27 protein-coding genes are annotated in these 25,169 nt (G+C 61.6%); 8 read left to right on the top strand and 19 right to left on the bottom strand.

Annotation, left to right across the window (positions count from 1 at the left end; all coding sequences use genetic code 11):
• The first annotated feature begins 305 nt into the window (after positions 1-305).
• From HPY64_15145 to HPY64_15125, 5 genes are read left to right on the top strand one after another with little or no spacing between them, the layout of a single operon-like run.
• A complete protein-coding gene (locus HPY64_15145; GenBank protein NPV68478.1) occupies positions 306-1,709 on the top strand; it encodes an oligosaccharide flippase family protein in 1,404 nt (467 codons plus the stop codon).
• Positions 1,706-2,800: a glycosyltransferase family 4 protein gene (locus tag HPY64_15140; protein ID NPV68477.1), complete on the top strand. Its 1,095-nt coding sequence runs from the start codon at positions 1,706-1,708 to the stop codon at positions 2,798-2,800. The genes HPY64_15145 and HPY64_15140 overlap by 4 nt, the downstream gene beginning before the upstream one ends.
• 31 nt (positions 2,801-2,831) lie before the next feature.
• Positions 2,832-3,584 carry a class I SAM-dependent methyltransferase gene (locus tag HPY64_15135; GenBank protein ID NPV68476.1) on the top strand — a complete coding sequence of 251 codons (753 nt, stop codon included), beginning with the start codon at positions 2,832-2,834 and terminating at the stop codon, positions 3,582-3,584.
• Between the two features lie 20 nt (positions 3,585-3,604).
• Positions 3,605-4,435, top strand: coding sequence for a methyltransferase domain-containing protein (locus HPY64_15130; protein ID NPV68475.1), 831 nt, complete (start codon positions 3,605-3,607; stop codon positions 4,433-4,435).
• An 8-nt stretch (positions 4,436-4,443) separates the two neighbouring features.
• Entirely contained in the window at positions 4,444-5,694 is a 1,251-nt protein-coding gene (locus HPY64_15125) for a glycosyltransferase family 4 protein (GenBank protein NPV68474.1), read from the top strand.
• Positions 5,695-5,714: 20 nt separating this feature from the next.
• Here the strand turns inward: HPY64_15125 and HPY64_15120 are convergent, their stop codons facing one another.
• From HPY64_15120 to HPY64_15055, 14 genes are all read right to left on the bottom strand, one after another.
• Positions 5,715-6,629, bottom strand: coding sequence for a glycosyltransferase (locus HPY64_15120; protein NPV68473.1), 915 nt, complete (start codon positions 6,627-6,629; stop codon positions 5,715-5,717).
• Positions 6,626-7,801: a glycosyltransferase family 4 protein gene (locus HPY64_15115; protein ID NPV68472.1), complete on the bottom strand. Its 1,176-nt coding sequence runs from the start codon at positions 7,799-7,801 to the stop codon at positions 6,626-6,628. Before HPY64_15115 ends, HPY64_15120 begins: the two co-directional genes overlap by 4 nt.
• A 67-nt stretch (positions 7,802-7,868) precedes the next feature.
• Positions 7,869-8,438 (bottom strand): hydrogenase 3 maturation endopeptidase HyCI, encoded by a 570-nt coding sequence (locus HPY64_15110; GenBank protein NPV68471.1) that lies wholly within the window; start codon positions 8,436-8,438, stop codon positions 7,869-7,871.
• Positions 8,350-8,799 (bottom strand): 4Fe-4S binding protein, encoded by a 450-nt coding sequence (locus tag HPY64_15105; GenBank protein NPV68470.1) that lies wholly within the window; start codon positions 8,797-8,799, stop codon positions 8,350-8,352. Before HPY64_15105 ends, HPY64_15110 begins: the two co-directional genes overlap by 89 nt.
• A complete protein-coding gene (locus HPY64_15100; protein NPV68469.1) occupies positions 8,796-9,710 on the bottom strand; it encodes an NADH-quinone oxidoreductase subunit H in 915 nt (304 codons plus the stop codon). The genes HPY64_15105 and HPY64_15100 overlap by 4 nt, the downstream gene beginning before the upstream one ends.
• Positions 9,707-10,912, bottom strand: a complete 1,206-nt coding sequence (locus tag HPY64_15095; GenBank protein NPV68468.1) for an NADH dehydrogenase subunit — start codon at positions 10,910-10,912, stop codon at positions 9,707-9,709. Before HPY64_15095 ends, HPY64_15100 begins: the two co-directional genes overlap by 4 nt.
• Positions 10,913-10,930: 18 nt before the next feature.
• Positions 10,931-11,395: an NADH-quinone oxidoreductase subunit C gene (locus HPY64_15090; protein NPV68467.1), complete on the bottom strand. Its 465-nt coding sequence runs from the start codon at positions 11,393-11,395 to the stop codon at positions 10,931-10,933.
• Positions 11,392-11,895 carry an NADH-quinone oxidoreductase subunit B family protein gene (locus HPY64_15085; GenBank protein NPV68466.1) on the bottom strand — a complete coding sequence of 168 codons (504 nt, stop codon included), beginning with the start codon at positions 11,893-11,895 and terminating at the stop codon, positions 11,392-11,394. Before HPY64_15085 ends, HPY64_15090 begins: the two co-directional genes overlap by 4 nt.
• A gap of 28 nt (positions 11,896-11,923) precedes the next feature.
• The gene (locus HPY64_15080; protein NPV68465.1) at positions 11,924-12,235 is read right to left on the bottom strand and encodes a hypothetical protein; all 312 of its coding nucleotides are present in this window, start codon (positions 12,233-12,235) and stop codon (positions 11,924-11,926) included.
• A gap of 15 nt (positions 12,236-12,250) precedes the next feature.
• Entirely contained in the window at positions 12,251-12,736 is a 486-nt protein-coding gene (locus HPY64_15075) for a hypothetical protein (GenBank protein ID NPV68464.1), read from the bottom strand.
• A 35-nt stretch (positions 12,737-12,771) separates the two neighbouring features.
• Positions 12,772-14,265 (bottom strand): hypothetical protein, encoded by a 1,494-nt coding sequence (locus tag HPY64_15070; GenBank protein ID NPV68463.1) that lies wholly within the window; start codon positions 14,263-14,265, stop codon positions 12,772-12,774.
• A 4-nt stretch (positions 14,266-14,269) separates the two neighbouring features.
• Positions 14,270-16,030 (bottom strand): NADH-quinone oxidoreductase subunit L, encoded by a 1,761-nt coding sequence (locus HPY64_15065; protein NPV68462.1) that lies wholly within the window; start codon positions 16,028-16,030, stop codon positions 14,270-14,272.
• 9 nt (positions 16,031-16,039) lie between these two features.
• Positions 16,040-16,351 (bottom strand): NADH-quinone oxidoreductase subunit K, encoded by a 312-nt coding sequence (locus tag HPY64_15060; protein NPV68461.1) that lies wholly within the window; start codon positions 16,349-16,351, stop codon positions 16,040-16,042.
• Complete coding sequence (locus HPY64_15055; protein ID NPV68460.1) at positions 16,348-16,887, bottom strand: DUF4040 domain-containing protein; 540 nt, start codon at positions 16,885-16,887, stop codon at positions 16,348-16,350. Before HPY64_15055 ends, HPY64_15060 begins: the two co-directional genes overlap by 4 nt.
• A 402-nt stretch (positions 16,888-17,289) precedes the next feature.
• Between HPY64_15055 and HPY64_15050 the strand changes: the two genes are divergently transcribed.
• Positions 17,290-17,490 (top strand): hypothetical protein, encoded by a 201-nt coding sequence (locus HPY64_15050; GenBank protein ID NPV68459.1) that lies wholly within the window; start codon positions 17,290-17,292, stop codon positions 17,488-17,490.
• 71 nt (positions 17,491-17,561) lie between these two features.
• On the opposite strand, the gene HPY64_15045 is transcribed toward HPY64_15050, so the two are convergent.
• Both HPY64_15045 and gatA read right to left on the bottom strand, forming a co-directional pair.
• The gene (locus HPY64_15045; GenBank protein ID NPV68458.1) at positions 17,562-18,551 is read right to left on the bottom strand and encodes an NTP transferase domain-containing protein; all 990 of its coding nucleotides are present in this window, start codon (positions 18,549-18,551) and stop codon (positions 17,562-17,564) included.
• A 53-nt stretch (positions 18,552-18,604) separates the two neighbouring features.
• Positions 18,605-20,059 carry an Asp-tRNA(Asn)/Glu-tRNA(Gln) amidotransferase subunit GatA gene (gatA, locus tag HPY64_15040; protein ID NPV68457.1) on the bottom strand — a complete coding sequence of 485 codons (1,455 nt, stop codon included), beginning with the start codon at positions 20,057-20,059 and terminating at the stop codon, positions 18,605-18,607.
• Positions 20,060-20,409: 350 nt separating this feature from the next.
• Between gatA and HPY64_15035 the strand changes: the two genes are divergently transcribed.
• Together HPY64_15035 and HPY64_15030 are read left to right on the top strand one after the other, a co-directional pair.
• Positions 20,410-21,120 carry a Bax inhibitor-1/YccA family protein gene (locus tag HPY64_15035; GenBank protein NPV68456.1) on the top strand — a complete coding sequence of 237 codons (711 nt, stop codon included), beginning with the start codon at positions 20,410-20,412 and terminating at the stop codon, positions 21,118-21,120.
• A 377-nt stretch (positions 21,121-21,497) separates the two neighbouring features.
• Entirely contained in the window at positions 21,498-21,707 is a 210-nt protein-coding gene (locus HPY64_15030) for a cold-shock protein (GenBank protein NPV68455.1), read from the top strand.
• 443 nt (positions 21,708-22,150) lie between these two features.
• Here the strand turns inward: HPY64_15030 and hisF are convergent, their stop codons facing one another.
• From hisF to HPY64_15015, 3 genes are read right to left on the bottom strand one after another with little or no spacing between them, the layout of a single operon-like run.
• The gene (gene hisF / locus HPY64_15025; GenBank protein NPV68454.1) at positions 22,151-22,909 is read right to left on the bottom strand and encodes an imidazole glycerol phosphate synthase subunit HisF; all 759 of its coding nucleotides are present in this window, start codon (positions 22,907-22,909) and stop codon (positions 22,151-22,153) included.
• Positions 22,910-22,920: 11 nt separating this feature from the next.
• Positions 22,921-24,042 (bottom strand): creatininase family protein, encoded by a 1,122-nt coding sequence (locus tag HPY64_15020; GenBank protein ID NPV68453.1) that lies wholly within the window; start codon positions 24,040-24,042, stop codon positions 22,921-22,923.
• Positions 24,043-24,064: 22 nt separating this feature from the next.
• Positions 24,065-25,018, bottom strand: coding sequence for an NAD(P)-dependent oxidoreductase (locus HPY64_15015; GenBank protein NPV68452.1), 954 nt, complete (start codon positions 25,016-25,018; stop codon positions 24,065-24,067).
• Between the last annotated feature and the right edge of the window lie 151 nt (positions 25,019-25,169).

Genomic DNA, 25,169 nt, shown 5'->3' with positions numbered 1-25,169 from the left:
TCTTCAATTCCCATGCCACCTGAATCTGTGTTATAGTGTCCATCGTGCGGCTCCTGTGATTGGGTTGGTTGTCTCGCAACCACAACAACTTTATCACGGAGTCGCATTTCTATTGAGAATACTGCGGGGTCGGTTAAGCGGGCTTGAGTGCGCAACGGCGGGCGGACAGCAATGTTCGAAAGCCCGGTTGCCGTGCACGAGGCATGACCCGTCAGTTGTGTAGCCGCCGCCTTACCGGCATAATGGATGCTGTGGGCGGGCACAGCACTGCGTAGCCTTGAACTAGGCAAATACAAACAACGCTCATGTGGCAGATCAAGACCTTTCTCAAATCCAAGTCTCTCACGGGAGGCACTCCAGAGAACCGCTCAAGTGAACGTTATCGACGCATCGTTTTGAGCATGTTGGCGGGTCTCAGCATGCGGGGGGTTAGCGCTGTCACGATGGTTATCTCGGTTCCACTGACTATAAACTATCTGGGAACTGAGCGGTATGGCATGTGGATAACCATGAGTGCAATGCTAACAATTCTGGCTTTCGCTGATCTGGGGATTGGCAATGGCCTTCTGAACAAGTTGGCGTATGCGCATGGCCGTGATGATCGCGAGGGAGCTCAAAGATACATTTCCAGCGCATTTATTATGCTGTCAGGCGTCGCGTTGTTACTTGGTGTGGTGTTCATGCTGATTTATCCACACGTACCCTGGGAGCGATTCTTCAACGTAACTTCTACACAGGCTGTGCGCGACGCTGGACCTACCGTCGCAGTTGCCATAGGCTGTTTTCTAATCAGCATACCCTTAGGTATTGTTCAACGTGTTCAGCAGGGATACCAGGAAGGTTACTTCGATAGCTTCTGGCAAGCGGTTGGCAAGTGTTTTACACTGGCAGGTGTGTTATTAGCGATTTACCTGCGAGCTAGCTTGCCTTGGCTTATCGCAGCACTCATGCTAGCGCCGATTGCAGCACAATTCCTGAACGGCATCATTCTGTTCGGCATCAGGCGCCCATGGTTGAGACCACACTGGGGCGCAGTACGTCGGAGTTACGGACAAGAACTACTGGAGGTTGGCCTGTTTTTCTTCATTCTTCAGTTAGCCAGTGTAATAGGTTATTCTTCTGATAGCATTGTGCTTGCCCATATAATTAGCCCCAATGCTGTCAGCGAATATACAATAGTTAAACAATTATTTAGTATAATCATACTATTTTTAAGCGCATTATTGATGCCTACATGGCCAGCTTATGGTGAAGCTACCGCAAGGGGGGATAGGGCCTGGGTCGGGCAAACATTCGTGCGATCTGTTGCCATCAGCTTGTCAATCAGTATTCCATTTTCAATTCTTCTTGTACTCCTGGGACAGCAGATTGTTAAATTATGGGTAGGGGATGCGGTCACTCCCTCACCTCTGCTCCTGGTTTCTTTCGGGATATGGACTGTCATAAGTGCGTTTGGCGGTTCAGTGGCCATGCTGCTTAATGGTCTGCAGGTGATACGTTTTCAGGCAGTCTGCAGTCTGCTGATGGCAGCCAGCAACATTGTAATATCTGTTGTCCTGACAGAAACGATCGGAATCTCAGGTGTAATCTGGGGTTCGATTGTGGCTCAGCTGGTGTTCATTCTGTTACCAAGCATGGTATACATCCTCCGATTATTGCGACCACCGGAGTTGCAGCTGTACACTGACACTACTAGGGGTAGCAAATGACAAGAGTGCATTTCATCTACCCGCACGGCCCGTGCATTTCTGCTCCGGACACCATTGGGCGCAATATTGGCAAGCGTCTAAACGAGCAAGGGTATGATGTCTTGTACTATGATTGGGATAGTGTAGAGAGCATCAAACCAGGGCAGGATGACGTGTTACTTGGGCATCCGCACCCCTTCCCTTGGACAATCTTCAACCGCAGCATACGTAACAAAGGATGGAAGAGGGTTATTGCCTTGGCGCCATATTCTCATGGGATGCCCAACGCAGTTGCCCATTTGGAAAAGGTTATCTCCTATTGTGACCTGTTTCTGGCCATCACCGGCAATTATTGGTTTTCGGGCATCAGCGAATCGTTGTACGCCCACTGGCTCCCTAAAATGATTCATGTTGATCTGGCTGTAGACCGTACTGACTTCCCTGTAATCAAACACAGGTTCAACCGGCCAGGGCAACGGACATTCCTGTACATTGGCGGTACCTCAATCTACAAGAACACCACTTATCTGGCGCACATTGCGAAGCGCTTACCAGGGATGATGTTTTCGTGGATTGGCCGCGGCAAACCCATTCCAGGAGTAAAAGCTCTCGGATACTTAGATTTCAGCGACCAGGCTTCCCGAGAGGTTGTTGCTTCACATGATTTCCTGATTACTGTTGGCCGATCCGATGCAAATCCCACCACAGTCCTTGAAGCAATGGCCTGGGGGCTGATTCCAATCTGCACTCCCGAGAGTGGATACATAAATTACCCTGGTATCATCAACGTACCATTAGACAACCTTGATCGTGTGGCAGAGATATTGGAATGGCTTCAGATACTGCCTGAGCAGAAATTAAAGAAATTGCAAATCCTGAACTGGCAGCTGCTTGATACACACTTCAACTGGGATCGCGTCGCTGAGCAGATTGTGCAAGCGATTCATGATGATGCCTCTCCAGTAATAGAAAAGGCGTCCTGTAAGCAAAGACTTACAATTCAATGGCATTATTGGACTTCACCTTATTCCTTTCTAGCCCCCAGAAATACCAAACACACTACTCGCAGTTTACTGAGCTTGCTGCAGCTAGAGATCCTTTCAAGGTTTTGAGGGCTTGGGCGAGAACTTGTTGAGGTGACCGATGTCGAAAATATCCCTGCAAAGATGGCAGCAAGCCCAGCGCTGGGAACAGGATCACTGGGATAGGAGCATCGCCAAGGGGAAACGTTGGCGAAATCTGGGGCCGTTGAAGACCCTGATCAAAAACCTTGTGGAAGGCGGACGAGGCGATGACCGCAACCATTGGTGGGCCGAGAAATTTGAGAACTATCACTACGTTCCACACCACCTAAACAATGTCGTTGAATTTGGTTGCGGACCTTTTACAAACCTGCGCATTATCCTGCAAGGCCGAGAAGCACGCCATGTGTTTGCCAGCGATCCACTGGCAAAGCACTATGTGAGTTACAACGGTTTTCACCTGTCAAACAAATGGAAAGCACGAGAATATCTCATTGATGATCATCCCCTTGAGGAAGCGCCATTTGCCAGTGACTACTTTGATCTTGTTGTCTGTATAAATGTGCTGGATCATGTTCGGGATCCTGATATGTGTTTGACTCAGCTAGCTCGTGTTGTTGCTCCAACAGGGTTGATAATACTGGGACAGGATTTGACTAATGAGGATGATCTGAAGGCTGTTGAGCAATTCGCTAAAGAAACAGGCTCAGATATCGGGCATCCGCATTCGTTCAGCGACAGCGAGTATTTACTCAGCTATTTTCGTAACTATGATGATGTGTTGAAGAAGGTGTTGCCAAGGGAAGAAGGTCTTGCACCTTTTGCTCATTTTGGAACACTCATTTATGTTGGCAGAAAGATACAGGATGATTAACAGATATAGCTGAGAAGATAATGCACTCTCTTGATAAAGCTATCCTTCGCTTGCGGGACGACCCTCGCTACGCCGATCTGGTGCGAGATGCATATCTGGATCGAGATGTGGTTGCCGCAGCCCGGCGCTTCTGCCAGTCTGCTGAATTCGCGGCAGTATTGGGTCTGCTGAAGGAGAGGGTCAAGAACGCGGTGATCCTTGATCTGGGCGCTGGAGCAGGGATCGCGTCGTACGCGTTTGCAGTTCACGGGGCACGGCAGATCTATGCGCTGGAGCCTGACGCCTCGGATGAAGTTGGGCGGGGGGCAATTAACCGGTTGTGCGGGCCATACCCGATCGAGCCAATCGACGCTTTCGGCGAGGATATCCCCCTGCCTGAGGCCGTTGTGGACATTGTCTATGCGCGCCAGGTGCTCCACCACACCCGCGATCTGCCGCAAGTCATGCTGGAATGTGCCCGTGTGCTCAAGCCGGGTGGTATCTTGCTGGCCTGTCGTGAGCACGTAGTCGATAACGACGTACAACTAGCGCAGTTCTTGGCCAACCATCCAATTCATCAACTTGCTGGTGGCGAAAATGCCTACCGTCTTCCTCAGTATCTTGACGCTATCCAGCGTGCTGACTTGGAGGTCCGGCAAGTGTTTGGCCCCTGGGATAGTCTGATCAACGCCTTTCCGGTAGTGCGCACCCAGGAGGAACTGGAACACTTCCCGCAGATCATGTACCGACGCAAGCTGGGGCAGTTAGGCGATATGATCAGTCGTCTGCCAGGTGCAACTACGCTGGCCTGGATGCGAATCAAACGGCCCCGGCCCGGTCGGATGTACACCTTTCTAGCAGTCAAACCCTGAGGACAGCCATGCAAACCCTTCGCGTATGTCTTGACGCACGGATGATCGATGGCCAGTGGGGAGGTGTCCAGCAGGTGGTCATTGGACTGGCCAGTGCGCTGTCAGGGCTAGAAGATGGTGACGAAACCTACGCCTTCCTGGTGTATGAGGATGCTTGCGCGTGGCTGGAACCCTACATTGGCGGGCCGTGCCGCTTGCTGAAGCATGGCCTGGCGCCCCGGCCTGCTACCTGGAAGCAGAAAGTGAAGGCTGCCCCTCTTGTCCAGTCGCTCTGGAAGCCCCTCAGTCGCTACTGGCACAGGACAATCCCAGTGCCGGTCTCGGATGGCGCGATCGAACAGGCCGGGATCGGGCTAATGCACTTCGTGACCCAGAATGGCTTCCTGACCGACATCCCCAGTATCTACCAGCCGTGGGACTTGCAGCATCTTCATTTGCCGGAGTTGTTCACGCAGGCTGAGATCAACAGCCGGGAAATTAGGTACCGCCGGTTTTGCCACCAGGCTGCTGCTGTCGCCGTGGCTTCTCGCTGGGCCAGGGTGGACCTGCTCCATCACTATAGGTTGCCGGAGGATAAGGTGATCGTGGTACCGATGGCCTCCGTGTTGGCGGCGTATACACCTCCCACAGCCGATGATCTGGCGCAAACAGCGCGTAAGTTCGCCCTGCCTGAGCGCTTCATCTTCTACCCTGCCCAGACCTGGCCGCATAAGAATCACCTGAGCTTGCTGGATGCACTGGCTTCTCTGCGCGCGGATGGTCTGACCGTCCCGCTGGTTTGCACTGGAACACTCAACGAGTTCTATCCCCGGATCGCTGCTCATGTGCGCAGGCTGGGGTTGGAGCAGCAGGTCAGGTTCCTGGGGTATGTAGCGCCAGCAGATATTCAATGCCTGTATCGTTTGGCGGAGGCCGTGGTGATTCCCAGCAGATTTGAGAGCTGGGGACTGCCGGTTAGCGAGGCGTTTATGGCCGGCGTGCCGGTTGCGGCATCTACAGCTACCTCACTGCCAGAGTTAGTGGGAGATGCCGGGTTGCTCTTTGACCCGACTCAGCCAGCCGAGATCGCCGCTGCGGTCCGGTGTCTGTGGGTCAATGAAGCGCTGCGCTGTACGTTAATCAGACGGGGGATAGAGCGGGCGCGTCTGTTTTCGTGGGAGCGCACAGCGAGGATTTTCCGGGCCCATTACCGGCGTATCACCGGAAGGCAGCTGACGGAAGAAGATCGGGCACTGGTGGCCGCGCCGCCGCCGATCTAATCTAACTGAACGCCCCGCTCTCAACGGGGGTAACGGTGACGGCGCAGGATCCACTGGCGCAGGCGGGTTTCCCAGGCGGGCGGGACCGCTACCCGCACCAGGGCCTTGAACAGCCCGCGCGGGATGGCAGCGGGGAAGCGTCCGGTCTGGCGCAGGGCTGCTCCAGCCGCTCGCCACTGCCCCGCCCGCAGCCGGACCGCTGCTTCCCGCAGGTAGCTCTCCACCCACTCATGACGGTAGCCGGTCAGGAAGCCGGTTGCGCCGTACTCAGCCCGCATGGCCTCCAGCTCGGCCATGCGCTTTACCCCGCCAGACATGGTTTTGGTCTCCCGATAGTGCTTGACCCCGGCGCGAATTTCAGGAACCAGGCGGCCAGGGTAGCGCCGACCGATACGCAGCCAGTATTCGTAGTCCATGACGTAGTGCAGGTCCTCGCGCAGATAGCCCATGGTCTCCACCACCTCCCGCCGCAGGAAGACGGTGGGTTGGCAGATGTAGGGGGCTACGTTGAGCAGCCGGTCGTAATCCCACTCCGACACCGGGAAGCGAAACGGGAAGACCCTTCCGTCAGAATCGAATGTCTCCTGCCTGCCATAGACCCAGGCAACCTCAGGGCGTGCCTCCAGATAACCTACGGCAGTGGCCACGGTCTCCGGAAAGTACACATCATCAGCGTTAAGCCAGGCCAGGATATCCCCACGGGCCATGCGCCAGCCCTTGTTGATCGCGTCAGACTGGCCTCGGTCTGGCTCAGAGATCAGGATCAGGCGGTCGGCATAGCGGCGGATGATGTCTAGCGTGCCATCGGTGGAGCCGCCATCCATGATGATATATTCGATCGGCTGGTAGGTCTGACCCAACACAGATTGGATGGTATCCTCGATGAAGGCCGCGCTGTTAAAGCACGGCGTGACAACCGTCACCAGCGGATTCATGGTCGCTTTCCACGGTGTAGCGCCTCGTAAAGCTGTATAGTCTGCTTGGCAACGATGGCTTCACCAAAGCGTTCTTCAAGAATTTCCTGGGAGCGGCGGCCCTTGTCCGGCAGGGAAGACGCGTCGGCTAGCGCAGCCAGCATAGCCCCGGCAAAAGCTATCGCGTCCCCGGGTGGGACTACCCAGCCGTTGCCGTCTACTCCTTCCGGCAGCCCCCCCGCTGCAGTGACGATTACGGCGCGCCCAAAGCTCAGCGCCGTGATCAGCGCCCCGCTCTGGTAGATGTAATGGTAGGGGAAGACAATCACATCGGCTGCATAAAAGTACCGCCATACGTCGTTGTAGGGTACAAATTCCGCCAGCACGCGCACATTGGCACGCTTTTGCATTTGCTGGAGCAGGCGGGTTTGTTGAGGACCATCTGGCCTACCAGCGATAACCAGCCAGGCGTCCTGGCGTTCGCGGCTAACACGCTCAAAGGCCGTAGCTAACACATCCAGGCCCTTGTATGCCTTGATCGCGCCGAAGAATAGGAACACTGGCGCTGTCAGGGGTAATTGCAGGCTTTGACGGGCAGCTTCCTGGCTGGCCCCTGGCGGGATAGCGTGATTCCTGATGGCGATGTGCGGGATCACGTGTACGCGCTCCGGACGGATAGCCGGGTAGTGCATCAGCAAAGCCTCCCGGCTGGATTGCGTGTGGACAATCAGGGCATCAACACTGGTGTAGATCTGTCCCAGGCGATCGGGATTGGCGTTCAGGGCAAAGAGGGGCACAACGTCGTGCACACTGTGCACCACCGGGATACCCGCTGCACGAACACGGCGGATCAGCCAGCCGTCCAGGCGGGGCAGGCGGCTCCACTGCACATGGACGATATCCGGTCGCTCGCGCCGGATCGCCTGCAAGGTTTCCAGGTGTCCGAAGGGGTAACTGATCGCCCGTAGCAGACGACGCAGGCGTGGGTAGTGCAACAGGATGGGCCAGCTCAGCCCGCGAAAGTAGTGGGTATCTACTACAAAACCTTCGAGATCTGGCAGATTTTCATCGTAGAGGAAGCGGGAGGTCACGTAGCGGACGTCACAGCCGGCCCTAGCCAGGGCGCTGCACAGCGCCAGATTGTAGTAGGTGGTCATCTGGGCTGGATCGAGCTGCCAAACTTTGAGGGGCATTGCGGATTTTCCGGATAGGCCGGTTTTCTGCACCGAAGAGGATTATACCAGGCACAGAATTTACGGGCTATTCCGGTGCTTCCCGTCCTAGCTCCCGCCTCAGGACATCCACGATCTCTGTCACCGCCGCCTGGACGGGTGGTGTGAGCGGCGCGCCGAAAGCATTGCCCGCTGGCTGGATGCCGATCACAGCCAGCGTGCAGCCAGTTTCCGCCACCAGGTAGCGGGCTAACAGACTCGGCGGCAGGGTGTGCGTGCTGGCGCTCAGGCCATCGATCGCTGACCAATCCAGCCAGCGCACCGCGCCCGGTGGCGCGTCCATTTGCGCCGCGTCGACCAGCAGCACCAGATCGGGGCGGAAGCGGCGCAACGGCCCGGTGCAGTTCTCCGGCGCAGCCCCACCATCGATCACCAGGACGTTTTCTCGCCCGGACAGGTGCGGTATGAGCAGCCGGGCAACAACGCTACCAGCGGCATCATCGCCGCCAGTAGCGTTGCCAATGCCCAGGATGGCCACCCGGATGCGCCGGGCAGGCTCAGGAGCGCCCTCAGTCGAGGGCGACGGGCTGGACGGCAGGCTGCGGCGTGGCTGCAGGCTCTGCCGCAGTCTGGCTTGCCAGGTAGGTTCGGATGTCATCGTCGTTGCCGTAGTACAACCGGTAGCCAGCGCGGGAGAGCGCGGCCAGCTCCCACAGCTGGGGCTGCATGGACAGGCAACCCTGGCGGCAGGAATGCACACACTGCGCGCAGAACAGGCAATGGTCGACGTTGTAGTGAAAGACGAACTGCTTGGCTTTGCGATCAAGCACGATCACCTCGATCGCGTTGGCCGGGCAATCTTTGGCGCACAGGCCACAGCCGGTGCAGTTTTCACGGTTCCACTGCAGCTGCCCGCGGAACTGGGATGGCGTTTCTTTCCGTTCGAACGGGTAACGCTCCGTGACCGGATGTTTGAAGATCGACTCGAAGATGTCGTTGATCATCGCCCCAAGTTTCATGCCGTTACAACCTCCCACAGAATGTAGAGTAACAACTGCACCAGCACCAGCAGAGCGCCCCAGCGCCACCACAGGCCGACCGTCTGCTCGATGCGCAGGCGGGTCATCAAGGCCTGGATGATCACGATGGCGATCAACAGCGCCCCGGTCTTGAGCAGGAAATCCAGCGGGCTGGCAAGCCCGCCCAGGTAGAACGCCGCGACCAGCGTCAAGCCGACGACCATTTCCACGCCCTTACCCAGCCGGAAGAGCGCCAGCCCGCGCCCGCTGTATTCGGTCATCGCCCCGGCCACGATCTCAGTTTCGGCCTCCGGCGCATCAAAGGGCGGCAATTCCAGCTTGCCCATCAGGCCGATCAGCGCCACCAGGAAGCCAATCGGCTGGGTGACGATCAGCCAGTGCGTGCTGGCATAGGCGTTGATCGTGCTGATCTGCCAGGTGTGAGCCACGAAGGCCGGAGCCAGCAGGGCCAGCATGAACGGCGCTTCGTAGGAAAAAAGCTGGGTCAGCGTACGTGTTGCGCCAACCAGGGCGAAGCGGTTGAATGTGTTCGCCCCGGCCAGGCCCATGCACAGCGTGAGCAGGCTGAGCAGGTAGACGGTGACGATCAGGTCGCCCTCGAAGCTGTAGGCGGGGGCCAGGCCGAAGATCGGGGCGTACAGGGCGGCGGTCAGCGCCCCGGCCAGCGCCGCGATGGGCAGCCCAACGAACAGCAGCGGGTTGACATCGTTGGGGATGACTTCTTCCTTGGCCAGCAACTTGAATACGTCGGCCAGCGGCTGGAACCAGCGCGGGCCAACCCGGTTTTGGGCGCGGGCCAGCAACTTGCGGTCAACCCATTCATAGGCCAGACCGAGCGTCAGGACAAACAGACCACCGGGAAAGATCAGTAAAGCGACAATCGGGTTCATCGTTGGTACGCCTTGATGCCATACTCGCACAACTGGCCCCAGCTCCACGTCTCCGCTTCGCCGTCTGGCCGCCTGAGGGTGATCATGCGGTCGTTGCAGGAGAAGCACGGATCAATCCCGACCAGGATCATGGGCATGTCGGCCAGCTGGTGGCCCCTGGCCAGGGCCAGGACCGACCCCATATTGCAGATGGTCGGCGTGCGGACCTTGATCCGTTCCGGGAGGTCGGAGCCGTTGCTCTTGATGAAGTAAAACGCCTCACCGCGCGGCGCTTCCACGCGGCTGATCGTCTCGCCTTCCTTGATGCGGCGCGGCATGCGCACGGTCAGGTCGCCGGGCGGCAGGTTATCCAGCGCCTCGTTGATCAGACGGCAGCTATCGGCGATCTCGCGCAGACGGACGATGAAGCGTGCTTCCAGGTCACCCGCTGTTTCCAGAATCAGTTTTGGCTTGAACATCCGGTACGCACCGTAAGGGGCGTCCAGCCGCACGTCGCGGGCCACGCCGGAAGCGCGGGCGGTCGGCCCGATCGCACCCAGCTTTTCCGCCTGGTCGCGGGTCATCACCCCCACGCCGCGGATACGGCCCAGCAGCAGCATGTCATTCATCACTACGTCCAGGTAGTGCGTATTGCGCTCCGCCAGGAAGGCCAGCCCCTGGCGGATCTTATCCGCCTGTTGCGGGGAGATGTCGAACTTGACGCCGCCAAGCAGATTGGCCGAGTAGTTGACACGGTTGCCGCTGAGCAACTCCAGCAGGTCCATGACCGTTTCACGGTCGCGCCAGGTGTACATGAACAGCGTGTCGAAGCCGGCTTCGTGGGCGGCCACGCCCAGCCATAGCATATGGCTGTGGATGCGCTCCAGCTCGGCCACGATCAGGCGGATGACCTGTGCCCGCTCCGGCACCTCGACGGCGGCCAGCTTTTCCACGCCCAGGCAGTAGGTCATGGCGTGGGTATGGGAGCAGATTCCGCAGATGCGCTCCAGCATGTACAGGTTCTGGACCCAGTTGCGGCTTTCCACGCCCTTCTCGATGCCGCGGTGGACATACCCCAACCGCACGGTGGCGTCGGTTACGGTCTCGCCGTCTACGGCAAACTCAAAGTGACCCGGCTCCTTGAGGGCGGGGTGCTGCGGCCCGATGGGGATGATGAACCGCTCCCCCTTTTTGGTGATGACTTTCTGTGGTTCCTGCTTCATGTGCCGTGTGCCCCCTGTTCAGCCTGTGATGTGGAGCGTGCTCGGGTCAAAGTCTTTGCGCAGCGGGTAGACGCCGTCCGGCCAATCATCCGGCAGGTACAGGTGATCAGTATTGGGTGTACCTTCCACTGTAATGCCAAACATCTCGCTCAGTTCCCGCTCGAAGAAGCTAGCCGAGGGGATGATCGTGCACAGAGTGGGTACGCTGGGCGTTGCCCGCCCCAGCCGGACGCGCAGCGTCAGCACCGCCGGGCCGTTGCAGAAGTGGTACAACGCTTCCAGCTGTCCCGCTTCCGGGCCAAGGTCCAGGCCGGTTACCGCCGAGAGATAACCCCAGCCGGCGTTGTGCAGGGCGCGGACGGCATGAGGCAGGTTGGTGGCGGCGATCCAGATATCCAGCCGATCTTCCTCCGGCGTGTTGTACTCCGCGACGAAGGTTTCCAGCAGCGCACGGGCGCTTGCCAGCAACTCCTGGGCGCTCATATCGATTCCCCTTCATAGACGGGCTGCGTGGCGCCCTGCTTGTGGGCAGGAGCGGCTTCTGCAGCGGGCTGCTCCAGGCTGCTGAGCAGCTTGACCACGCCGTCGATGATCGCTTCCGGGCGTGGTGGGCAGCCGGGAACATACGCTGCTACCGGCAGTACCTGGTCGATGCCGCCCTCGACGTTATACAGGCCGTCGAACACGCCGCCGGAGAGCGCACAGGAGCCGACCGCAATCACGAACTTCGGCTCAGGCATCTGCTCATAGATGCGGATCAGGCGGTCGCGGGCCTGGCGGGTAACCGGGCCGGTGCAGATCAGCACGTCGGCGTGGCGCGGGCTGCCCTGCAGCTTGATCCCGAAGCGCTCCAGGTCATAGCGCGGGGTGATCGTGGCCAGGATTTCAATATCACAGCCGTTGCAGGAGCCGCTGTTGAAATGGATGACCCAGGGTGAATTGACGCGCGCCCAGGTCTTCAGCCCTTCGACGACACTTTCCATTAAATTCGTGCTCATGGCTATCGCTCCATTACCCCAGAATCAGGGCCAGCAGGGCCAGCATCAGTCCGGCCAGGTAGACGCCCGTGATGGGCGTAGCTAATCCGCTACCCAGGATCAGGATGCCCAGGTGCAAGATGGCGAAGAACAGCGCGATCACGAAGAACGGCCGGTAGCCGGGTGCGGCAGGCCGCGTCGGCGAAGCCTCGCCGCTGGCGTAGGTGCTGGCCTTGAGCGGGCTGATCTTGCCGCGCTCAGCCAGCCGCCGCCCGAACAGGCTCAGCGCGCCAGCCAGTAGCAGGTAAATCGCAAAAGCCAGAGGTGGCGTGAGTAGAACTTCCACGCAGTGTCTCCTTCGCTAGTTCAGCGTTGACCGGGTCTGGCGAGCCACAGCAGCACGCCTGAACTGGGCGACATGGTTGTTGATGCCGGTTGCCAGGGCCAGCACCCGGTCTTCTACTGTGCAGGGTCGCCCGCCCTGCTTGATCGGAAAGTCGATCGTCCAATCCGGCAGTTCCCGCAGCAGGGTGTCCAGCTCCCGCTGCTGATCGGCCAGCTGGTCTACCAGGTCAGCCATGGTCATCGTGCGACGCTCAGCGCAGGCCGCCCGGTTGAGCGCCGGGCGTGTCCCGGTCAACAGATCGGGGGCCTGCCCGACCAATAGCATCCGCGCGACGCGGACATGCTGGCGATGCCAGAAGACGAGCTGGGCCAGCACCTCGTGGGCGGTCTGATAGCCGTCGTAGAGGTTGGCGTTGACCCTGGCGAAGTAAGCCGTCGCCTCGTCCACCGCGTCCTGCAGGGCGGCCAGCGCCCCTTCTTTTTTCTCGTTAACGCGGACCATGGTCAGCCTTTCTGCCTGCGCCATCACTGAGCGATCTAACCTCCGCCGAAGGCGGCCAGCAGCGCCGCCCCTGCCGGGCCGGTCAGACCGGCCAGCAGCCCTGGCCAGAAACCGACGATCACCACTGCCAGCAGCAGGACGATCAACGGGAGGCGCATCGACGCCGGGACAGGCGCGCCGGCCAGCACCGCCTCGGACGGCTCCCGGCGGTACATGGTGTTGACCAGCGGCGCATAATAGGCCAGCGAGAGCACGCTGTTCAGCCCGGCGAAGATCACCACCAGCAGGAGCGCCGTCTCATGTGTTGCTGCCCCGGCCTGGAAGATCTGCCACTTGGACATGAAGCCGGCCAGCGGCGGCAGCCCGCCCAGCGCCAGCACGGCAGCGCTCAGGGCCAGCGCGATCAGCGGGTAGCGCCGTGCTGCGCCGCGCAGGTCATCGATCGTCAGGGCGCCGTGATCGCCGCGGGCCAGGTGCAGCGCCCACAGCAGCGCGCCCGCCGCCAGGAAGGCCAGGCCCTTCATCAGACCGTGCGTCAGCATATGGAACAGCCCGCCTTCCGCGCCGGCGGCTTCCCCGGCATAGACGGCCACGCCCAGGCCGATCAGCATATAGCCGACGTGGCTCAGGCTGGAGAAGGCCAGCAGCCGCTTGACCTGTTGCTGGCGGAGGGCCATCAGGTTGCCGACGAGCATGTTTAACGCGCCAAAGGCCATCAGGAGTACGCCCCAGGGCAGAGCCAGCCCGGCCAGCGCGCTCAGGGCGCGCAACAGGGCGATCAACCCGGCCTCGATCACAACGCCGGAGAGCATGGCGCTGATCCCGCTGGGGGCCTGGGCGTGGGCGTCTGGCAGCCAGGTGTGCATGGGCGCAGCCGCCACCTTGACCCCGAAGCCGATCACGAACAGCGCGCCCGCCGCCAGGAAACCCGGCGTCAGCGTGGCCTGCGCCGCGATCTCTCCCAGCGTCAGCGTCCCGGTCTGGGCCAGCACCAGGGCGATGCCGAACAGCACAAAGACCGAACCGACCGCGCTCTGCACCAGATACTTGACGCCTGCTTCCAGCGAGGCCGGTTGTGTCCGATAGAAGGCAACCAGCAGGTAGGTCGAGATGGCCATCCCCTCGAACCACAGCCACAGGTTGAACAGATCGGTGGCGCAGCCCAGGCCGATCATGACCCCGACCAACAGGACCAGCATGGCGTAATACTTGTCCTGCCCGTCGTCAGCAGCCATGTAGGCCGCCGAATAGAGCGCCACCAGCGTGCCCAGCCCCAGCGCCAGCGCCGCCAGTAGCAGGCTGACGCCATCTAAAGCCAGCATCTGCGCCCCGGCGGTCAGGGTCGCCGTGCCGTTTGCGGCAAAGCCAGCGGCAGCCTGGGTGAATGGCACCCATGCCGCCAGCAGGGCGATCAGTCCCGCCCAGCGCGCCGCGCCCGGATGGCCGCGGCGGATACCCCACTGGCCGGTCAGGTAGACCAGCGGCGACGCGGCCAGCGGCACGATGATTAACCAGGCAAAAGCCGTCATATCCTCAGGCTCCCCAGGCCAGCAACAGGATGGCGAGCACAACGATTAGCCCGCCGACGATACCGGCCACATTCCAGCCCAGGAGGCCGGTCTGCGTCGTCCGCAGCGCCTCGGCGCTCCCGATGGTTGCACCCGCGATCCGGGCGTTCAGCCACTCAAAACCAAAGTCTCGCTCCGCGGCGCGGCCCAGCAGCGGTTCCAGCACCGCCGCCAGCCAGCGGAAGCGCTCCCGCCACCACCACAGGGCCAGTCCTGCTGCCACAACCGCCAGCGCCAGCCATGTCCCCGGCGCGCCGATGATCTCGGCCACCAGTTCGCCGGTGCCCGGGATGTGCAGCGCGTGATGTGGCAATGTGGCCTCAAAGAGATGGCCCAGCGGCCCGGCCAGCAACCAGGTTACCAGCGCGCCGATGGCCAGCGCGCCGAGCGAAAAGCGCATGGCCAGCGTCGCGTCGTGGGCGTGCAGCGCCGCCCGCGGCTCCCCGTAGAAGACTAACCAGACCATGCGGAAGGTATAAAGCGCGGTCAGCCCGGCGCCAATCAGCATCCCGGCGAAGGCCCACCCTGGCCCGCTGTGCAGCCCGGCTTCCAGCACCAGCTCTTTGCTCCAGAAGCCGTTGAGCACAGGGATGCCGGCCAGGGCCAGCGCGCCGATCACAAATGCATTGCGCACAAATGGCATCCGGCGGCCCAGACCGCCCATCTGACGCATATCGCGGGTGCCAACGGCGTGGATGACTGCGCCCGCGCCCAGGAAGAGCAGGGCTTTAAAGACCGCATGGCTGAGCAGGTGGAACTGGCTGGCGAAGACTCCGCCAACGCCCACCGCGTAAACCATGTATCCCAGCTGGCTGATGGTCGAATAGGCCAGGGCGCGTTTGAGGTCCTGGGCCACCAGCGCCATCGCCGCCGCCATCAGGGCCGAGATCAGCCCGACGGCGACTACGGCTGTCGTCCAGCCGGGCACCGCCGCGAAGGCCGGGTAGAAACGGGCCAGCAGGTAGACGCCCGCATTGACCATCGTTGCGGCGTGGATCAGGGCGCTGATCGGCGTCGGGGCTTCCATGGCCCCCGGTAGCCAGCTGTGGAAGGGGAACTGGGCGGATTTCGCCGCCGCCGCCAGCAGGAAGCCGAAGGCGATCAGACTCAGCACGTCTGGCGGGATGGCTTCCGGCCTGGCCAGCAGATCAGCGATCTGGTAGCTGCCGGTATAGGCGTAAATCACGAGCGCCCCGATTAGCAGGCCCACACCGCCCAGCGAGGTGATCAGCAGGGCTTTGATGCCGCCAGCCACCGCTTTTGGATCGTCGTTGTTAAAGGAAATCAGCGCGTAGGAGCACAGGGCGGTGATCTCCCAGAAGAAGAACATCGCCAGCAGGCTGCCGCTCAGCACCAGCCCGGCCATCGCACCGATGAAGAACAGCACCAGAGCGTAGTAGCGGCCAAGCCCTGCTTCGCCATGCATGTAGTCGATCGAGAAGATCACCGCCAGGGAGCCGACTACCGTGGCAATCGCCGCCAGCAGCACACCCAGCCCGTCCGGGATGAACGTGGAATCGCCGAACAACCCGCCCAGCGCCAGGGTGAGGGCGGGGGTGTTGCCCGGTGCGGTCAGCAGGAGCAGCGCCGCCAGCGCCGCCGCCAGGCTGAAGCCCGCCGCCAGGCGGTGCTGCCTCTCCGGGTGTGCATCGCCCGTCCGCCAGACGATCAGCGCGCCCAGCCAGGGCAGGCCAATGACGAGCGCAATCAGGAGTCCGTTAACCATTGCGTCCCTCTACTTCTTCAGGCTGGAGAGCGCCCGGACATCCAGGGTGCCCACATACCGGCGCACCTGCACCGCCAGCGCCAGCCCGACTACCGCTACCACGGTATCCGCCACGATCACGGTCGCCGCCAGACTCTGGCCCAGGTTAGGCTGTCCGGCGGCAGCGCCAGCCATGACCAGGGCCAGCAACGCGCCCTTGACCATGATCTGCAGGGCGACGATCACCTTGATCAGGTTGCGCACGGCCAGCAGCCCGTACAGCCCGACTCCGATCAGCGCCAGCGTGCCCAGCAGCAGGATGTGCAATGCGGATGCGCTCATGGTTGCACCTCCTGCTTGCGGGTGGCGCCGTCTTTCTCCGGCAGGGTCCCGGGTACCGCCTGGGTGCGGGCGGCGCGAGCTTCCCCCAGCAGGCCCAGTACACCGATCACCCCGGCGAAGATCAGTACTACCTGGACGAGCACATCCAGGCCGCGCTCCTGCCAGAGCATCTGCGCAAACGGGCTTTCCGCCAGCGGGGGCTTGATCCCCAGGGCGGGCAGGGTCATCCAGCCGAGCAGCCCGGCGGAAAGAATGACCAGGGCAACAGCCAGCGGGCGCGGCACAGCAGCCGGCAGGGTCATAGCGTCTTCCCCGGCGATGCTGATGGCGAAGACGAAGAGTACCGTCACCAGCCCGGCGCCGACGCTCAGTTCGATGACGGCCACCTGTGGCGCGCCGATCAGGTACAGGGCGATGGCGACCAGCGCGCTGACTGCGGCCAGCCAGATCGCGGACGCCAGCAACTGCTGCGCCCGGATGGCCTGCAGCGCGCACAGGAATGCCCCGCCCAGCAAAACCACCAGCCAGACTTCCAAGATATTACTCCTTCACAGGCTCATAATCTGCCTTGCAGGTCCACTGTACTATAACAGTTCAGACGGCGGCCAGGCACTACAGGACATCACACAGGATTGTGACATTTTTCTCAAATGGTCGTTTAATTAGGATTGATCGGAGGATTTGCCTGCCCCGCTGGCGGTTATCACCCGGCAGTGTATCGCCGTCACCGCTACTTTCCGGCCTCCTGGCCTCCTGGTCTCCCGACCTCTTCCTGCGCCTGTCGTTCGCCGCGTTCCCGCTAATCGGTGGGTGAAGTATAATCCCCTTTGGGGGCGGGCCTCCCTCAGGGAATGGTTGCCCGCCGCTATGGGACTTTTGCAGCAAGAGTGTTGTTGTGTCCGCGGCTGGTCTGGCCGGAGTATTTGTGGAGGAAAATGATGATGTCCGCGCGTTGGGTGGGAATCGCTCTGATTCTGGTGGGTCTGATTGTGGCGGTGGTTTTTATTCTGGCTGACGCCATTGGCATCGGCGATAGCAATGGCTTCGGCCCCAACCAGGTACTGGGTCTGGTCATCGGGCTGTTTCTGATCGCGGTGGGGGGCTTCCTGTACCTGCGCCGCCGTCCGGCAGGCAGCTGATCGAGCGCTCGACGAGCAGCCTCACGCCGCAGCCGGCTGGCCGATCGGGGTGAGGCTGCTCGCTTGTTGCGCTACTCGTAGCGCAGGCTGGTCGAATCGCCGACGTTGATCGAGCGGAACGCGCCTTTGACCTCCACGTTCTGCCCGACCAGGCTGCCGGAGATCAGGATGTTTTCCAGCACGGTATCCGCGTCAACAATCGAGTCGCGGATGATGCAGTTTTCGACGCGGCAATTCTTGCCCAGGGTGACGTAGGGGCCGATCACGCTGTTGGTGATCCTGGCAGTGGGGTGGATGTACACCGGCGGGATGATCACGAAGCCCTCGGCGTTGATGGCAGCGATGTTGTCCCGCCCGCGCTCCAGCAGCAGGCGGTTGGTCTCCAGCAGGGCCTGTGACGTGCCTGCGTCCAGCCATTCCTCCACTTCGGCCACGCGGAATTTTGTGCCGCGATCGACCATGATCTGGAAGGCGTCGGCCAGGTAGTATTCCCCTTTGGTCTTGCGGCCTTCCTCCAGCTGGGTGCGGATGGCGTCCAGCATGGCTGCCGAATCGCGGATGTAGTACATGCCGATCACAGCCAGCCGGTTGTCCAAGGTGTCCGGCTTCTCGATGAACTGGTGGACAATGCCTTCGCTGTTGACTGCCGCTACCCCGAAGCGGCGCGGATCGTCCACCTCTTTGACGAAGGCGTAGGCATCGGCGTCAGTGGTGGCCAGGAAGCTGATGTCGCCCTCGAAGATCGTATCTACGAACAGGATGATCACCGGACCGCTGATCGCCTCTCTGGCCAGGTAGATGGCCGGGGACTGGCCGTTCAGTTCCTTTTGTTCAAAGTAGCGGGCCGGGGTCTCGCCGTAATTCTGGGAGACATAAGCCTGAATCTGATCGCCCAGGTAGCCGGTGATGAAGATGTACTCCTCCACCGGCAACACCTTGAGTTTGTCCAGCAGATGGCCCAGGATCGGCTTGCCGGCGACATTGACCAGCGGCTTGGGACGGCTGTAGGTCAGGGGGCGCAGCCGGGTTCCAAAGCCGGCCAGGGGGATGATCACTTTCATGTAAACCGGTTATCCTTTCCAGCGTCCGGGTTCTGGCGGGTTGCCACAGGTTCTCAGGCCAGCGTTGGGGCGCGGAGATGCCAGTCAGTGGCCTGCTGGTACGCGTGGCCGACGCGCAGCAGGCGCGCTTCTTCAAAGGCCGGGCCGATGATCTGCAGGCCTACGGGCAGCCTGCTGCCATCAAAACCACAGGGCAACGACAGGCCCGGCAATCCAGCCAGGTTGACCGTCACGGTATATACATCCGAAAGGTACATCTGCAGCGGATCATCCACCTTCTCGCCTAGCCGGAAGGCCGTCGTCGGCGAGGTCGGTGTGACGATCACATCGACCTGTTCAAAGGCGCGGTTGAAGTCGTCCCGGATCAGGGTACGCACCTTCTGGGCGTTGCCGTAGTAGGCGTCGTAGTACCCGGCGGAGAGCGCATACGTGCCGAGCATGATCCGCCGCTTGACTTCTGGCCCGAAAAGCGTGCCGCGGGTGGTCTTATAATCCTGCCACATATCGCCGGTTTTCAGGCGCGGGCCGTAGCGTACCCCGTCAAAGCGGGCCAGGTTAGCCGAGCACTCGGCGGTGGCCACCAGGTAGTAGACCGGCAAACCATAGCGGGTGTGCGGCAGGCTGATCTCCATCACTTCCGCGCCCAGGCGGGCCAGCGTTTCCACTGCTGCCCGTACCGCCGCTTCCACTTCTGGCTGGATGCCCGCGGTGAAATACTCCTGTGGCAGGCCGATACGCAACCCGCGCACATCCGCACCATCCAGCACGGCGGCGTAATCCGGCACGGGCAGGGGCATTGTCGTCGCGTCATGCGGATCGTGCCCGGCCATCACACCCAGCAACAGAGCGGCATCGCGCACAGTGCGGGTGAACGTCCCGGCCTGATCCAGTGAGGATGCATAGGCGATCAGGCCGTAGCGGGAGACGCGCCCGTAACTGGGCTTCAGGCCGACCGTTCCACACAGGGCCGCCGGCTGGCGGACACTGCCGCCGGTGTCTGTGCCCAGTGCGCCGGGGGCCATCCGCGCGGCGACAGCTGCCGCGCTGCCGCCGCTGCTGCCGCCGGGCACGCGGGTCAGGTCCCAGGGGTTGCGCGTGGCGAAATAGCCGGAGTTTTCCGTGCTAGACCCCATGGCGAATTCGTCAGTGTTGGTCTTGCCGAGCAGGATCGCCCCGGCATCCAGCAGGCGCTGAACACAGGTGGCCGTATAGGGCGGCCTGAAGCCTTCCAGGATGCGGCTGCCAGCAGTGGTCTGCACGCCCTGCGTGGCAATAATGTCCTTGATCGCCAGCGGGATGCCCAGCAGCGGGGCGCGCTCCCCGGCGGCGCGGCGGCGATCGGCGGCGGCAGCCTGTTCCAGCGCCAGTTCCTCAGTCACGGTGAGGAAAGCCCGCAGCTGCGGGTCAAGCTGGCGGATGCGCGCCAGGCAGGCTTCGGTCAGGGCCAGGGCGGTGATCTCCCCCCGGTCGAGTTGCTCCAGTGCAGTGGAGATCGTCAGATCGATCATGATCGGCCTTGCGTGCGGATCAATAGCGCATATCGGTGGGGAGTATACCACGCCGGGCGGGCCAGCGGCATGGATAGCCTGGCGCGGGCGCAGGCGAATCCCGTCAGTGAGGCATCACGCCGCCAGCGAACAAAGCGACCTGGAGGCCGCCGGGAGGGCATAGCACAGCTGTCCCCCGCGATCGCGCTGCTACAGCTACAGGCATTGCACCGAATCTGGCCCCTCTCTTGTGCCACCGACCTCTTGCTGAACTCTCATACGATTCTTATGCTGCCCTGATAACCTTTTGACAGCAAGATCGTATACCATCATAGCATGACGACTATGCTGTAACGGTTGAGGAGGCGGTTATGTCGTACTACAAATGGCAAGAAGACTCCCTGCCTGCGTCAACGGTGCGGGTGGAGGCGCAGGACATCCTGCGCTGGGTGTACCTGTGGATGGGGTTTGGGCTGCTGGTGACGGCTGGCGTGGCCGTAGTGACGGTCAACACGCCGGCGCTGCTGGCTCTGCTGGCCAGCCCCGTCCTGTGGATCGCCCTGATCAGCGAGTTGATCCTGGTCTTTGCCCTGAGCGCCGCACTGCCGCGGCTCTCACCGGCGGTGGCCAGCCTGATGTTCTTTGTCTATGCGGCGTTGAATGGCTTCACGCTGGCCGGGATCTTCCTGGTTTACACCGGTGCGTCGATCTCGGCGGCGTTTGTGGCTACAGCGGCAATGTTCGGGGCCATGACCATCGTCGGCTTCACCACCCAGATCGACCTGACCCGCTTTGGCTCCTTCCTGTTCATGGGGGTGATCGGCCTGTTGGTTGCCATGCTGGTCAACCTGTTCCTGGCCAGTTCCGGACTGAATCTGATCATCAGCATCGTTGGCGTGCTGCTCTTCACCGGCCTGGCCGCTTATGACACCCAGCGGATCCGGGCGATGGCCGCCCAGCCCCAGTTGCAGGAGGACGGCAGCCTGGCGATGAAGCTGAGCATCATCGGAGCACTGGCGCTGTACCTCGATTTTGTCAACATGTTCCTGTTCCTGCTGCGGCTGCTGGGCAGCCGGGATTGAAGCGCCTGGGCGCGGGTCGAGCGGCAAGGGCATCAAGGGCCTGTCCGGGGTTCTGGCGACGGAGGTAGAGCCAAGAGCCAAGAGAAATGTGCCGGGTCACAGCGGCGGCATCAGGCTGTACAGGCGCTCTCCCTCTCATCTGCCTGACTTTTTAACTTGTGGTTGACCTTTGCCCGCACTCGAGATCAGATGGTCGCGTGGCCCCGGCCAATCCATTGACAAAAAACCGGAAAGGATTTACATTTTCCGGTGTAGGACGCAGGCTTGTAGTGTGCTGTGATGCAGACGACGCCCGGTGTTCCGGGCGTTTTTTGTACCGGCGCCCCTCATAGCCTGCCGAACCCATCAAGCTATCTATGTTTAAGGAGCAAGTTGCAATGGCGGAACGCATCAGAGGTGTCGTGAAGTGGTTCAACACCACCAAGGGTTACGGCTTCCTTCAGCAGCCGAATGGCCCTGATGTTTTCGTCCACTACTCGGCAGTCGTCGGTACCGGCTTCCGCAACCTGGAGGAAGGCGAGCAGGTAGAGTTCAGCATTGTTGAAGGCCCCAAGGGTCTGCAGGCTGCTGACGTCGTCAAGCTGTAGCCCTGGACAGCCTACAAATCCTATAGCGACTTCGCGCCCTCCCGCCGGGAGGGCGTTTTTGTCAACGGCGCATGAAGCTAAATAAAGTATAAAATCGCCCGTTAGCGCCTGACAGCGGCGGTATAATGACGGGTGAACAACGTTGTCGGCCCGGCGCTGCCCGCAACGGCACTCCTGGGACAAACAGGCGGAAAAGGGCAACTTCTGCAGGTAGTGAGGACGTTACAGGCAACCAGCAGCGCTACGACAACGACCGGCAATTCCCAGGGACGTGGCGCCGGCTGTCATGGTCGGGGCCGAACCGCAATTGTAGCAGCAGGATAACAACCGTCATTTTGGGATGGGGCTGCCCGATCGGCAGCCGACGACCCGCACCATTCATTCGTAACCGGGGGCTGACCGACGCCCCCGGTTTTCGATTCTGCGCTGTGGGGATTACCCCTTCAGGCCGGGCGCACCGGCACACCCTGTTCCGCCAGGTACGCCTTGACCTGCTTCACCGAGAGCGTCCGGAAATGGAACAGACTGGCCGCCAGCGCGGCGTCCGCCCCGCCGATCGTCAGCGCTTCTTTGAAGTGCTCCAGCCGTCCCGCGCCGCCAGAGGCGATCACGGGGATGCTGACCGCTGCGCTGACGGCCTGGGTCAGCTCAATGTCGTAGCCGATCTGCGTGCCGTCGCGATCCATGCTGGTCAGCAGGATTTCGCCGGCGCCGCGCGCTTCGACCTCTTTGGCCCAGGCGACGGCCTCTTTGTCGGTCGGGATGCGCCCGCCGTTGATGTGGACGATCCAGCGGCCATCGACCCGCCGGGGATCGATGGCCACGACGATGCACTGGCTGCCAAAGCGAAGCGCTCCTTCGTTGATGATCGTCGGGTTGCGCACTGCCGCGCTGTTGACCGAGACCTTATCCGCGCCGGCCAGCAGGGTTGCCCGCATGTCGTCGATGGTGCGGATGCCGCCGCCGACACAAAAGGGGATGAAGATGTTTTCCGCCACCCGCCGCACGACATCCAGCAGGATGTCCCGCCCCTCATGGGAAGCGGTGATATCCAGCAGGACCAGTTCATCAGCGCCTTCGCGGTCGTAGACCAGGGCGTGTTCCACGGGGTCGCCGGCGTCGCGCAGGTCGACGAAGTTGACACCTTTGACCACGCGACCATCTTTGATATCCAGGCAGGGGATGATTCGTCTGGCAAGCATGAATATCCTCGTTAACGGTGAGCCTGTTGCGCCCGGCGGGCCAGGCGACGGCTTTGCTGCTCGTGAATCTCGCGGACGTGGCCGATCTTCTCGGCGATGGCGGCCTCCAGCCAGCGCGCCCCATTCTCGGCCGTAGCCAGGCTGCCCGCGCCATAGCTGCCCGTCTGCGTGTCGTCCGTCCAGGGCGGGTTGGCGATCAGGTCACCGCCTTCGATCCAGTCCATGTAGTAGTTGGGTGTGCTGATGAAATCCGTCTCGTCGACCACGCGATCCATGTGGCAGAGTTCCGGGTGCAAGTGGAGCATGTAGGATGTCTCCAGTTCGCCAGCGTGGCCCATCCCGCCCCGCCCGGAACGGCGGTAGCGGGCCAGGATCGGCGCAGCCAGGGCGCCGGAGGTGTGCAGCCAGGCTGTGGCGGCAAAGATGCCCGGATGTCGCTCCCCGGCATATTTGACCACGTTGACCAGGAAGGAAACGTTGCCGCCGTGCCCGCTGATCAGGTACAGGCGGTCCGCGCCGCGCGCCACCAGCGCCGCTACCACCGCCAGCAGGAAGTCCTCAAAGACTCGCCCGCCCATGTTGAAGGTCCCGGCGAAGCTGGCGCGGTGGGTGCTGACACCGTAGGGGAGCACTGGCAGCATGGTCGCCTCCTCAGGAATGGCGGTAACCACGCCGCGGGCGATGGCCTCGATGATGACCGTGTCGGTGTTTAGCGGCAGGTGATAGCCGTGCTGTTCGGTGTGCCCGCAGGGGATCAGGATCACGCGCTGTGGCGAGACCTCGATCCCGGCTTCCGCCGGGGCAGAGCGATCCAGCCGGAGGTGCTCGATGCCCGGCGCAGCGAGGGCCTCTGTGCCGCCGTGGACGACGATCAGCCGCGTGAAGCCGTCTTCCGCCGGGCCGCTGAAAATCCCGGCCACGACACAGCGTAGCAAATCTGGCTCGACAGTGACGATGCTCCCCGCCCAGCCGTAGGGTAGCGCCGGGAGCAGGGCGAACGTTTCCGCGCCCACGGCGGCGGCGATCGCCGCCGGGGCGTAGCCCTCGCCAAGCGGCAGCACCAGCGGCAGGTCGCGCGGCAGCGCGGCGACTTCCGGCCAGGTCAGTGCTTCAAAGCGGATAACTTCCGGCACGCCAGGTTCCTCCTCAGCGGGCCTACGGCCTGAGCTGGTCATTAGCGACCAGCCACTCCAGCGATTCCTTGACCGCCTGCAGCGAGCTGTAGCGCGGGCGGTAGCCGATCAGGCGTTGTGCCTTCTCGATGCTACAGTTGGGACTGTGAGCAATGTGATCCCAGGTGGCCTGAGCATCTTCCGGCGGGACGGTTTCTTTCCACGTTTCCCAGGGCAGGTAACGCAGCCGGGCTTCCTGCCCGAACCAGCCAGCCACTGTCTCCGCATAGCCGCGCAGGGTCAACGCCGCTTCGGAGACAACATGGAAGCTTTCGCCAACGGCCTCGCTCCAGTTAGCCAGGGCGCACATGAAGCTCTGAGCCACGTCGTCGGCGTGAACATGGTGGACGGTTTCCATGCCGATGTTGGGGAGGGTGACTTCCTCGCCGTGGGCCAGCTTCTCGTAGATGGCCGGGTTGAAGTTGCCCTGTGGGTTGAGTGGCACCCAGCCCGGGCCGACGATATGCCCCGGATGCAGGCAGGTCGCCGGGAAGTTGTTCAGCCGGGCTTCACGTAGCAGGTAAGCCTCAATCGCGGCCTTCTGGATACCGTACTCGCCAAAGGGGCGGCGCGGCTGGGTTTCGGTGGTTGGTACCTGAACGCTCGGCCCATGCACCCAGATTGTGCCACAGTGCAGGAAGTGCTGGACATGCCCGCGTAGCGCTTCCGCCAGGTGGCGGGCGCTGTCCAGGGTGAAGCAGATCATGTCAATGACGACATCGGGGTGCAGGGCGACGATGCGTGACCCAAACGTCCCGGCGCGCTCTTCCGCCTCCCGGTCGAGCGTGACTGTCTGCACCTGCGCCCAGGCCGCGTGAGGCTGGTACGGTTCCCGGCGGCCCCGGCTGACGTTGACGACTTCATGCCCGGCCTCGACCAGGCGCGGGATCAGATAGGTGCCCACATGACCGCTGCCGCCAATGATCACAACGCGCATGATAACCCCCTTGCTCCGGGCGAGATCACCCCGCCGATGAAACTGGTCGCTGATGTTGATGACCCTGATTGTACCGCGAGACCGGGAGATCAGGAGGTCGGGAGACGGGCGGCAGGTCAAATCTGGTGCAGGCCGGTCATTCGGAAAAATG

The sequence above is a fragment of the Anaerolineae bacterium genome (assembly GCA_013178165.1).
Taxonomy (GTDB): domain Bacteria; phylum Chloroflexota; class Anaerolineae; order Aggregatilineales; family Ch27; genus Ch27.
The sequence above is the reverse complement of the archived record's forward strand: the minus strand, read 5'-3'. Positions and strand labels throughout refer to the sequence as shown.